The following is an 11,743-nucleotide window of genomic DNA, read 5'->3' as shown; positions in this document are numbered from 1 at the left end:
TCAGGTGGCCGCGATGCCCGGGAGCGGCGACTTGGCGCCGAGGGCGGGGTCGCCGAACCCGGAGAAGTCCGTGATCCCCATCGCGTCGATCATGCTGAGGAGCACGCGCTCGTGCCGCTCGGAGCTCTTGATGAACCGGCCGCCGGACGCGGTCTTCAGGTAGCCGCCGTCGCCCATCGCCAGGACGAACTTCATCTCCTGCTGGTTGTGGGCCGGCGCGTCGCCCATGTCGCGGCACCAGGCGACCAGCGTGTTGTCGAAGAGCGTCCCCGAGCCGTCGGGCTCCGGCGTCGCCTTCAGCTTCTTGATCACCCCGACGAACTGCTCCGCCAGCCACCGCTCGAGCTTGATGAGCCGCGCGTGCCCCGGGTCGTTGCCGTGGATCAGGCCGTTGTGCTGCTCGTCGGGCACGCCGATCTCCGGCATGGCGACCCTCATCTCCTGATCCGTTCCCCACTGGACGGAGGCGACGCGCGTGCGGTTGCACGCGAACGCGTTGACGATGATATCCAGGTGGAGCGGGTTGCCCGTGATGTGATCGCTCAGGTCCATGCCGGGCTCGGTCGGGGCGCAGGCGCCGCCGGTGACCACGCTGCCCCCGCCATCCATCTGGCCCGCGAGCTCCTGCTCGAGCTGCCGGATCGACTCGAGGTGCCGATCCAGCTTGTAATACTGCTCCTTGCCCAGATCCCGCTTCATCGTCGCGATCTCGCCCTTGAGGTTGTCGAGGATGCTCTTGCGCCGGCGCAGCATGTCCTCCAGGGCGGCGTCGGGGTTACCGCCCGAGGTGGTGGTGGTGGTCGGCACGAAGCCGCGGAACGCTTCCCGGAAGGCCGACACCGGGGAGGCGGTGGGCACCAGGTTGGTCCCGTTGTAGAACCCCGTCTTGCCGTTGGCCGCGATGTTGGCGCCGCACAGGAGGAAGCGGGGGAGCGACGTGTCGCCGGCCTCTTCCAGCTTCTTCACGATGTACTGGTCGACGGAGATGAGCCCGTACGGGCCGTTGCTGAAGTAGCCCATCCCGGTGAGGCCGTCGGCCGAACCGTGGTTGTTGGAGGGGCTCCCGCTCGGGAGGCCGTCCAGGATGACGAGGTGCTGCTTCACCTCGTCGAGCGGCTTCATGCAGTGATCATCGCTGTACGTCGGGCTCTCGCCGGAGACGCTCGTGGGCTTCCAGATCTCCGGGGCCGTCCCCATCGTGAAGAATACGAGGATCCGCTTCGCCTTCCGTCCGGGCGCCGCGACGGCGACCGAATCGTAGAAGGACGAGAACAGGAAGCTGGCGCCCAGGCTGGCACCGACACCCTTCATGAAATTCCTACGGCTGTGGCTGCGCATGACCGATCCTTTCACTCCTAGCTACTGATCTTCTCGCGGTTTGCAGCCGTGAGGCTCACTCGTCTTCAACCTGAACTCTGCGGGTGAAATGCGGCGTCTTCGCCAGCGCGAGCCAGACGCTCTTGATGGCGTAGTTGTTGGCAGCCGCCTCCGCGTTGGCCACGTCATACGTGCAGCCGTCCTGCTCCCACGTGTCGCCGAACGTGTAGTACGACCAGTAACGGACCATGCACTCCTTGACCTCCTCGCTCTTGGCGAGGTAGTCGGCCACCGGGGTCGCACCGTCGAAGGCAAACTCTCCCTCCGGGATGTTGATGATCTTGCCGGTCGCGTCGATGGGCTTCCCGACCTCCTGGTCCCGCCATCGACCGACCAGATCGTAGTGCTCGAAGCCGAAGCCGATCGGATCCATCTGGTCGTGGCAGCCGGCGCAGCCCTCCTGCTTGTGGACCTCGAGCCTCTCCTTCGTGGTCAGGGTCGGGTCCACGGGCAGGTTCGGATCCACGCCGGGCGGCGGCTTGGGCATCGGATGGCAGAGCAGACGGGTGCGGATCATCTTGCCCCGCTGCGTGGGCGAGGACTCCCGCGCGGTGGCGTGCCCCGCCAGGAAGCTGCCGTGAGCCAGGATGCCCGGGTCGCGCTGCCCCGGGGCGAGCGTCGTCATGACCAGATCGGTACCTCCGGCGCCGTTCAGCCCGTAATGCGCGGCGAGGCTGCTGTTGAGGTACGTGTAGTTCGCCGTCAGCAGGTCGGAGAACGAGCCGCCCTTGTCGAGGGCGACGTCCACGATCAGCTTGGTCGTCTCCGTCATCATGGCCAGCTTCAGATCTTCCGAGAACCCCTCGAAGACCTCCGCGGCCTTCGTGGTGTCCCTCACGCGGTTCAGCTGGAGCCAGCCGCGCATGAACCTCATCATCTCGGCCTCGACCAGGGGGCGCTTCTCCGTCATCAGGCGCTCCGCCTGGAGGGCGATCTGCTCCGGGGTCCCGAGGGCGCCCGCGTCGGCGGCCGCCAGCAGCGTGTCGTCCGGCATGGTCCCGGTCAGCATGTACGAGAGGTTGCTCGCGATCTCGTGCTGACTGAGGTTGAAGGTGCCGTTGTTGCTCGGATCCGGGGTGCCGAGCTCGCGGCGGTAAAGGAAGTTCGGCGACTGCAGCATGGCGGTCACCACCACCTTGGCGCCGTCCTCGAACGTCTTCTCCGCCTCGAAGAGGTCGTCGTACGCCTGGACGCGCTCGTCGGCGAGCGGCGCGCGGAACGCGCGGCGGCCGAAATCGCGGATGAACTCCTGCCGGCAGCTCTCGTCCATCGTCCGGCAGGTCACCGGGGTGATGGAGTTGAGCTTGCTCGGGATGGCCCACTCCGCGGTGGCCTCGGCCCAGTCCCTGATGTCCGCGGCGGTCGAGTCGCGGATCATGAGGTTGTTCGCGTCGACGGAGAACCCGAGCACCGCCTCATCCTTGAAGATGCTCGTGAAGGGGACGCTCTCGTCCTTGAGGAGATCGCGGACGCTGGCCTCGAACTGCTCCACCGTCAGGCGCCGCACCGTGCGCGGGCCGGGGGTGCTCTTGTCCGGCGCCGCGCAGGTCGACACCTCGGGGATCTCCGTGGGCACCGCCGGCGGCTTGCCGATCACCGGAGGGTCGTCCTCACCACCGGGGTCGTCGCCGGGGGAGCTGCCGTCCGGATCACCCAGGCTGCCGAGGCAACCGAACGGGGCAGCCAGAAGGAGCGCCGCCGTGGAGTAGCGGCGGCACGCCCTCGCCGAAACCAAGCTGCTAAGCGTGCTCATCAATACCCGAGGAAAGCTGATATCTCTCATGTTATCACGCCCCGATCATGCGATATCGCTTTGATATCTTGAGGGCTCCAGCCCACCTAGTTGATCGCCTATCACCCGACGTTTTCCGGCGTCTGCCGTCCGCCGCCCACCCCTCGAACCACCGGCGCCACTGCGGCGCCCTCCTCCTCAAGCTGGGCGTCGGACTACGACGCAATGCGTCGAGCCGACTCGCGAAAGTTATTCGACACGCAAGCGAGCTCGCCTGCTCTCGATGCGGTCACCGAGCGGGAGCCACTGGATCGCAGCGCACCTTCGACCACGAAGCTCGCAGCGAGCTCCTCGGTCCCCATGAGCGTCGACGTGCGGTCCATGCGGGCTCTATAAGCAACCCGTATGCCGGGGGACTTTTCGAGGTGTTTCCGAGATCTGGAGCCAGTTTCTGGATTTTTTCGGAGGTCACACCCGGGTGGACGCGGTGCAGTCCAGGAAGCGCGATCCACCCCTCCTGCGATCCATGCGGGCTCTTCCGGATGGGTTCGGCCGTACCCGGGTCGGATCCGGGCCGTCCTCAGCCCTTGGACCAGGCGGAGATCGACCGATAATTCGCGACAGACTCCTCGATGACCTCCAGCGCGCGTTTGCGGTCGTACATTGTATCCACCTCGGCGAGCTTGTTCTCGAGCGTCTTGTAGTCGAGGAAGAACCGCATCAGCTCCCGGGTCACGTGCGGGGGGAGCTGCTCGTGGTTCGAGTAGTGGGCCACGGAGGGATCGTCGACGGCGACCGCGATGATCTTGTCGTCGACGCCCTTGTCGTCGCGCATGAAGAAGCCGCCGATCGCGCGCGCCCTCACGATCGTGAGCGGCACGACGGGCTCCTGCATGAGGACGAGGACGTCGAGCGGGTCGCCGTCGCCCGCGTGCGTCTGGGGGATGAAGCCGTAGTTGGCCGGGTAATGCACGGACGAGTAGAGCACCCGGTCGAGCATCAAGAGCCCGGTCTTCTTGTCGAGCTCGTACTTGCACTTCGATCCCTGCGGGATCTCGATGACGACGGGGAAGAAGTCGTGTCGGCTGTCGGGGAGCAGGATGTCGTGAAGGGGATGGGTCATTGAGGCGTCCTGAGCTTTCGCCGCGTCCGGGACCGGTCGAGGCGCGCGCAGGATAGCAGAATGCAAGGGGAACTGGCGCGCGGCGTAGCGCCCGCCACAGCCCGGCGCGGCCAGTCCGGCGCGGCCGCGCTGGAATGGCCGCGCCGGCGCGGCCGCGGGGAGGGCGATCCGCCGCCGCGGCTCAGTCCCGCCAGCAGAAGCCGAAGCGCGCGGCCGCGCCAGGCTCGATCTCCGCGTTGTAACTCGCGCCGGAGAACTTCACGCCCGCGTTGCCCGCCTCGGCCACCGCGTTCCACACGTCGTTGAGCGTGCCGTCGACCTGGAGTGTGACCTCCCAGGCCGCCCTGGCGTCGCCCACGTTGGTGACCACGACCGACTCGCAGCCGCCGCCGTCCCACACCGAGTCCACTTTCTCCTCGACATCGAAGTCCCCGTTCGTGGGCGGGGGGTCGTTGTCGGTGCCCGACGGCCCCGTATTGCCGCCGGGATCCGGCGAGCCGCCGGGATCCGTCGTGCCGCCGGGATCCGTCGTGCCGCCGGGATCCGTCGAGGGGTCCCCCCCCGTCGCCGCCTCGGCGAGGCGCCTCGTGAAGCGCGGCGACTGCGCGATCGCCTTGATGACGCCCGCGACGGTGAGGTCCTCGGGTCCGAGCTGGCTCGTGATCTGCTCCGCCATGCAGGAGAGGTCGGCCTGGTCCATGGCGCCGAAGCCGAAGCGGAGCCACTGGAGGGTGAAGCACGCCTGCGCGTCGGGGCTCTCCGCGAGCTTCTGGGCGAGCTCGCCGGTGCCGTCGAACGTGCCGCTCGTGCTCGGCGCCCCCACGATGTTGCCGCTCGCGTCGACCGGGTGCCCGTCGTCGGTGTCGCGGTAGCGGCCGACGCCGTCGAAGTGCTCGAAGCCGAAGCCGATCCCGTCGATGAGCGAGTGGCAGCTGCCGCACGCCTCGTTGTTGGAGTGCTCGAAGAACCGCTCGCGCGTCGACTTCGTGGGATCGGGCTGGGGCGGCTTGACGTCGAGGCCCGCGGGCGGCGGCGGCAGCGGCTGGCAGAGGAGCTGCTCGCGCACGAACTTGCCGCGGTGCACGGGCGACGACTCGCCGGCGTGCGCATGGGTGCTGAGGACGCTGCCGAGCGTGAGGATCCCCATGCGGTTCGATCCGGTGAGATCGACCCGCGTCATGCCGTCCTCGTCCGCGGCCCCGCCCGGCGCCTGGAGTCCATAGAAGGACGCGAGCTCCGGGTTCACATAGGAGTAGTTCGCGGTGTACATCTCGTTCAGCGATCCCGAGCCGTTCCGGATGAGGTCGCGCACGAAGGCCGCCGTCTCCTTCTCGATCGCCTTCCGGATATCCTCCGTGTACTCCGGGTACGCGCTCATGTCCTTCGACGGCTTCGCGTTCAGCTGCAGCCAGGTCTTGAAGAACCTGAGGACGCCGGCGTCGGCCCGCGGGTCCTGCATCATCCTGTCGACCTCGGCCGAGATGACCGCTGGTGTCGCGAGCTCGCCCGACTCCGCCTTGCTGAGCAGCTCGTCGTCCGGCATCGAGCTCCAGATCATGTACGAGAGCTGGGACGCGATCTCGTGCGGCAGGAGCTGGTACGTGCCGTCTGCCGCGACGGCGCCGAGCTCCGGGCGGTAGAGGAAGTAGGGAGACTGGAGCGCGGCGGCGATCATCGCCTGGACGCCCCCCGCGAAGCCCTCGTCGGCCTTGATGCTGCGGTAGAGCTCCATGTACCGCGCGCGGTCCTGATCGGTGAGCGCCCTGCGGAAGGCGCGGCGCCCGAAGCGCTCGAAGAACTCGGTCGCGCACGCGTCGTCTCCGGTCGCGATCGCGCAGGGGACGAGCGATCCCGGGGCCTCGATCACCCTGGCGGCGATGTCCTCGGCGGCGTCCCGCATGAGCTGGACGTCGGTCCCGGCGTAGAGGAGCGCGTCGGCGTTGTTGTCGAAGCCCTCGACGTTCGCGTCCGTCGGGAGGATGTAGGCCGTCGTGTCGACGCCGAGGAGGTCGGCCACGGTCCTGTCGAACTCGACGCGCGACATCCGGCGCAGGACGCGCCGCCCGGACACGGTGTTCGGCTCGCAGGCCGTCGGCTGCTCCTCGCACCCCACGCCCAGGGTGACCCGATTGACGAACTTCTCGAACATCACGTAGTCGTCGCTCTGGAACGGGATGAGCGCGCCGCCGGAGTGGCCGTCCGGGTGCCGGCCGGAGGGGCGCAGGAGGAGCGTCGACTCGCCGTTCACCTGGATCGCGGCCACGGAGCGCACGGCCTCGAAATTCGCCTGCAGCGCCTCGTCGGTGCCCGAGGTGTCGAACACCATGCGGGTCCCCTTCGCGAGCCCTTCCGCGGTGTGGCAGACGGTGCACTTCGAGGACATGATCGGGTCCCAGAGGTTCGCCTTGAAGAACTCGGCGTCATCGGAGCACCCCGAGTCGAGGGAGCCCGAGTTGTTTCCGCCGTTCTCGAGATCGTCGTCGCCGCCTCCGCCGAAGAGGCCGTCGCAGCCGGCGCCCGCGGTGCCCAGCGCGACGCACGAGAGCACGAGCGCGTGGCTCAGGCGCCGCGTCAGCGTGCGCCGCGGGGCGTCGCTCGCCGGCGGAGGCAGGGAGACAGACGCATCCGCCTTGTCGAGGGGTCCCGTCGTGTGAGTGTTCATAAGCTTATTCCTCGTAATCCCAAGTGCTGTCGTTGGACGGACATGCGGAGGACCGCGCATCACGCGAGCCCATCCAGCGGGCCAGTGCCCTTCGAGGCGTCGCCGAAGCTGCTGTTCGTGAGGCCCATGGCCTGGCAGATCGAGACCAGGAGCTTCTGGTGGGGAGCGCCGCCGAAGTTGATGTAGCGGCCGGGCGTGAAGGCGCCCCCGCCGGCGAGGACGAACGGGACCGACTCGCACCGGTGCAGCGGCGCGTCGCCGAGCTCCTTGGCCCACACGACCAGCGTCTCGTCGAGCAGGGTGCCGCCGCCGGAGCCGGCGGTCGACTTCAGCTTCTTGAGGAGGTAGGCGAACTGCTCGGAGAACCACCGCTCCGCGATGCGGAACTTGTCGACGTCCTCGCCCGAGCTCGCGTGCGAGAGCGAGTGGTGGTCCGAGCCGGCCAGGCCGAGCCAGCGCAGGTGCAGCGGGGAGACCGTGTGAGAGAACTGGACGGTCGCGACCCGGGTCCGCCCGCACGCGAGCGCCGCGGCGACGAGGTCCATCTGCGCGACGGCGATGTCCGGCACGGCGTCCTCGTCGGTCGGGTTGTACGAGGGCGGGGGCGCGGGCGCCGTGCTGCAGCTCGCGGCGACGGGGCCCGCGCCCGCGCTGGCGCCGGGCGCGATCTGCTTGAGGCCGTCGATGTGCGCGTCGAGCTTCGTCTGCTCGCGCGCGGGCACGCCGGCGCGCAGCGCCTCCATCTCGCTGTTCGTGACGCTCAGGATGCTCTGCCGGCGCTTCTTCTTCGGATCGACCTCCTCAGATCCCGTCCCGGTCGGATCACCGTTGCCCGTGAAGCCGTCGAAGATCTGGTTGTAGGCGGTCCGCGGCTCGTCGATGACGGGCGCGAACTGCCCCGCCGCGCTGTACGACATGCGGGTCTGCGCGCCCGTCCCCCACGGGCTCGTGTAGATGCCGAGGTTGACCGGCCGGCCGCCGAGCTCCTGCGCGACGTACCAGTCGAGGCTCTGGCCGCGGCTGGCGCTGCCGGCGGTGCCGCCGCCCGTGAGCATGTTGATCATGCCGGGCTCGTGGTTGTCGACCCCCTTGAAGTCGATGCCGTCGCAGATGACGAGATCGGATTTGTGCGCCGCGAGCGGCTCGAGGATCGAGCCCGCAGGGAAAGAGAAGCTGGCTCCAGAGCCCTGCGGGCGCCAGAGATGATGGTGAGTTCCGTTGGGAGAGAAGAATATAACCAGATTCCGGACAGTCCCACCGTCGGCGCGAAGGTGGTTGATCCTCCCAAGGAACGGAGCGGCGAGGAGGCCGGCGCCCAGGCCGGCGGCGAAGCGACGTCTGGATATACGATTCATAACGACGGGCGTCTGCAGAGGTCATGCCCACGAGACAAAACGGCGCCGAACACTCGAATTCTCCGAGTAAAAGTCGCGCCGCGCGCCGCCTGAACCCAGAGAGGTTCTGGGCGCGGGATCCATGCGATTCCGGGGATGATCCTGGACTGAAACGAGTTCGGCGCGCATTCACCACAAGCCGTGAGCGAGCTCGGCAGTGCGCAGCCTTCAATATTCCAGCGAGAGCCCGCGAATCAGCGGAGCAACATCCAAAGAATGTGCCAGAGGCGGCCGGATGCGCCTTTTTCATCGCGGTGCGCGGCTGTACCTGATACAGCGATCGAACGATGAAGCCGCCAAGACGCCACGAAGCCCGGGATAATTCGGAATTTTATATTCATGGTGCCCTCGGCATGTGGGCGAATCAACCTATTCCATCCGAGCATCTCCCGGGACAACTCGGAATTTTGTATTCATGGTGTCCCTGACATGTTGGCGGATCAACCTGTTCAATCCGAGCATCTCATGGCATTCCCGTCCGATCATCTCTTTGCATGATCCTCGTCCGGGCACCGCTCCCAATGAGAGGCGTTGAAGAGCTCCCGGACCCCCTCCGCGGCGCGCTCTCCAGCCCCGACACCGCGGCCGGCGAGCCGCCGGCGTAAGGCGCATCCCGAGGATGGGCAGGAGCCGCCGCTCGTGCGATGAGCTAAGGCCCCATCGCCGATGGCAGATCTTCGCCAGCGGCCCCCCACAGATGGCTGTCGTGCTCCCCATGAGACCGTGCCCCACGCACGCCCCACCCCAGGCGCCGGAGCGCGCGCCCGGGCCCCCGGGCACGCGCGCGCCGCGGCGCAGGGCGCCCAGCGCGCTCGCGCTGCTCGCGCTCGCCGCGGGCCTCGGCGGCCCTCACGCGGCGGCGGCGCGCGCGCCGGACGCGCCTCTGCCGGGTCCGCCGTCGCCCGCCGGGAGCGCCCAAGCCGGCGCGCCGCCCGAGGATGCCGCCGCGCCGAGCGACGGCCGCCCCGTGGTCTCGCCGGTGCAACGGCCCGACGAGCGCGACGTGCCGCAGCGCGCGTGCTCCTTCACATTGCCCGTCTGCGTGCACGCGCCCGCGGGCGTCCCCGGCGCCGCCCTCCTGGAGGGCCTCGCTCACCTGGAGGCCGCGATGCGCACCTACGACGCCCTCGGCCTGCCGCGGCCGCTCCCGGACGGGCAGCGGGGCGGAGGCCCGTCGTACGACCTCTACCTGGAGCGCGGGCCGCGCCGCGGGCCCCTCCGCGTCGGGCACGACATGCGGGCGCTCGGGGAGCGCTTCGACACCGCGAGCGCGTTCGCCGTCGTCGCGGCGCCGGCCGCGCCGGGGCGAGGCGGGTGCGCGAGCGCGTCCGACGCGGCCTACGCGCTCGGGCACGCGGTCGCCGCGCGTCTCGACGCCGGGGCGGAGGAGGGCGCGCTCGCGATGGCGGCGAGCTACCTCGCCTCGCTCGCGGCGCCGTGCGCCGCCGAGGAGCTCGCCGCGGTCGACGCCTTCCAGCGCGCGCCCGAGCGGGCGCTCACGGGCGCCGCGCTCGGCGCGCTCGACGGCGCCCTGCTCTTCCCGTGGTACCTCGATCAGGCCCACGGCACCGGGGCGCCGGCGCAGATCGCGGCGTCGCTGCTCGCCATCGCGGCGCAGTCGACGCCCGCGGGCGCGCCGCGCTTCGTCGGCGAGCCCGACACGTTCGACGCGCTGCGGGAGTCGCTCCGGTTCCGCGGCAAGGACCTCGGCGACGTGCTCCTCGACTTCGCGATCGCGCGCGCCTTCCTGGGCAGCCGCAGCGACGGCGCGCACCTCGCCGGCGCCGAGCGCTTCGGCGACTTCGGCCGGGTGCGCTTCGAGTGGTCGCTGCCGTTCGCCACGCTCCCGCGGCGCGTCGCGCCCCTGCGCCCCATCGAGCCGACCGGCGCGACCTACCTCTGGCTCGATCTGTCCGCCGCCGGCGCGGCCGCGCCGGACGATCTGAAGGCCGCCGAGATCAACCTCGTGGCCGAGTGGGAGCTGCCCGCGGTGTTCCGCTGGGCGATCGTCAAGGTGGACACGCAGGGCGCCGAGGCCGGCCGCCTCGAGGTGGCCGGCGTCTTCGGGAGCACCCGCGCGGAGCGCACCGTCGTGGGCCTCGACGGCCTCGCCGGGCTGCTGCTCGTGGGCGTCAACGCGGGGAGCATGATCCGGAGCCGCCCGTTCGATCCGGACGACGCGCCGTTCATGCCGCACGGCTACACGGTCACGCTGTTCCGGTAGCGGCCGCGCCCGCGCCTCAGCCGAACAGGCTCCACTCGTCCTCGATGAGCGAGAGGGCGTCGATCAGCTCGACCGCGAGATCGCGCTCCAGCCACTCGTCGACGCGCTGGCCGGCGGCGATCGCGCTGAAGCTCACGCGCGGGATGCGCTTCGCGAGGTGCGTCAGGCACGTGCCGGTCCGGTCGAGGCGCGCGACCCAGTCGGTCTCGCGGTAGGCGTACCTGGCCTGGTGGAACAGCGAGTCGCCGAGCGCGCAGAGCCGGTCGCGGACGACGTCGGCGGGCTCGGCGCGCGACGCGATCGCCTCGCGCACCTCGGCGATGGCGCGCAGCACGAGGCCCACCGGCGCGCCCGGGTGGAAGGAGTCGCGCTCCGGCGAGAACGTCGGCGCGTCGAGCGCCAGGAAATACCAGGCCTGCGGCGTCGCCACGCGGTAGAGGTACGCCGCGCCGCAGGCGTCGGCCGCCGCCATCGCGGCCTGCCAGGCGGCCTCCTCGTCCACGTCGTCCTGCTCCGCGGGCATGCCGTCGATGGGCCCGATGCCCGCGGCGTAGAGGAGCGGATCGGCCCACGCCATGGCGAGGACCGAGGTGGCCCGCGACCAGCTGCACAGGAGGCGCGCGCTGGCCTCGGCGGACACGCGGCCGCCCGGCGCGAGCCAGACGAAGCGCCCCTCCTTGAGGTCGGCGCGGTGCTCGTGCAGCGAGGCGCCGTAGGCCGCGAGCATCCGGGAGAGCTCCTCGCCGCGCGCCGCCCAGCGCCGCGCGAGGGCCGCGGCGGCGCCGCCGGTCGGCGAGTCGTCCCAGTCGAGCTCCGGCGGCCGCGGCGGCGCCGGCGCCTCGTCGTCCACCTCGCTCACCTCGCCCACCTCGCCGCCCCGGGCCCGCCGCTTCGGCGCGGGGCGGGCCTGCTCGGCGGCGCGCTTCCGCGGCGGCGCCGTTCCCTCGGCGGCGCGCTCCACCGGCGGGGTCCCGGCCTTCATCGCCCCTCTGGGCATGGCCCTCGAGCTCACGGGCCGCTCCGCGCGCTCGCGCAGCGCTGCCGGCGGCGCTTCCTCGGCGCGCCCGCGCACGATCCCTTTCGCGTGCGGCTGCGCTCGCGCGCGCCCGTTGGATGCCTTGACGGTGCGCTTGGGTTCGGCCGATGTCCCCCGACCGCGCGGTTTGGGCATTGGGGCATGCTAACAGTTGGGCAACACCCGATGTCGACGGGAAACACCGGACGTCGCGGG

7 protein-coding genes are annotated in these 11,743 nt (G+C 70.1%); 1 reads left to right on the top strand and 6 read right to left on the bottom strand.

Annotated elements, in window-relative coordinates:
• The 5 genes from WMF43_RS49915 to WMF43_RS49895 all read right to left on the bottom strand — a co-directional run bounded on the left by WMF43_RS49915 (position 1) and on the right by WMF43_RS49895 (position 8,249).
• Complete coding sequence (locus WMF43_RS49915; protein WP_437676048.1) at positions 1 to 1,311, bottom strand: DUF1552 domain-containing protein; 1,311 nt, start codon at positions 1,309 to 1,311, stop codon at positions 1 to 3.
• An 82-nt stretch (positions 1,312 to 1,393) separates the two neighbouring features.
• On the bottom strand, positions 1,394 to 3,130 hold the full coding sequence (locus WMF43_RS49910; protein WP_437676047.1) for a DUF1592 domain-containing protein: 1,737 nt from the start codon (positions 3,128 to 3,130) through the stop codon (positions 1,394 to 1,396).
• Between the two features lie 559 nt (positions 3,131 to 3,689).
• Entirely contained in the window at positions 3,690 to 4,232 is a 543-nt protein-coding gene (locus WMF43_RS49905) for an inorganic diphosphatase (protein WP_437676045.1), read from the bottom strand.
• Between the two features lie 181 nt (positions 4,233 to 4,413).
• Entirely contained in the window at positions 4,414 to 6,894 is a 2,481-nt protein-coding gene (locus WMF43_RS49900; RefSeq protein ID WP_437676043.1) for a DUF1592 domain-containing protein, read from the bottom strand.
• Between the two features lie 59 nt (positions 6,895 to 6,953).
• The gene (locus tag WMF43_RS49895) at positions 6,954 to 8,249 is read right to left on the bottom strand and encodes a DUF1552 domain-containing protein (RefSeq protein WP_437676041.1); all 1,296 of its coding nucleotides are present in this window, start codon (positions 8,247 to 8,249) and stop codon (positions 6,954 to 6,956) included.
• Positions 8,250 to 9,003: 754 nt separating this feature from the next.
• Here WMF43_RS49895 and WMF43_RS49890 point away from each other — a divergent pair.
• Positions 9,004 to 10,512: a hypothetical protein gene (locus tag WMF43_RS49890; RefSeq protein WP_437676040.1), complete on the top strand. Its 1,509-nt coding sequence runs from the start codon at positions 9,004 to 9,006 to the stop codon at positions 10,510 to 10,512.
• Between the two features lie 16 nt (positions 10,513 to 10,528).
• Here the strand turns inward: WMF43_RS49890 and WMF43_RS49885 are convergent, their stop codons facing one another.
• On the bottom strand, positions 10,529 to 11,524 hold the full coding sequence (locus WMF43_RS49885) for a hypothetical protein (protein ID WP_437676038.1): 996 nt from the start codon (positions 11,522 to 11,524) through the stop codon (positions 10,529 to 10,531).
• Positions 11,525 to 11,743 lie beyond the last annotated feature (219 nt).

The sequence above is a fragment of the Sorangium sp. So ce131 genome (genome assembly GCF_051519095.1).
GTDB lineage: Bacteria > Myxococcota_A > Polyangia > Polyangiales > Polyangiaceae > Sorangium.
Note: the sequence above shows the minus strand (reverse complement) of the source record. Positions and strands in the feature narration are given on the sequence as shown.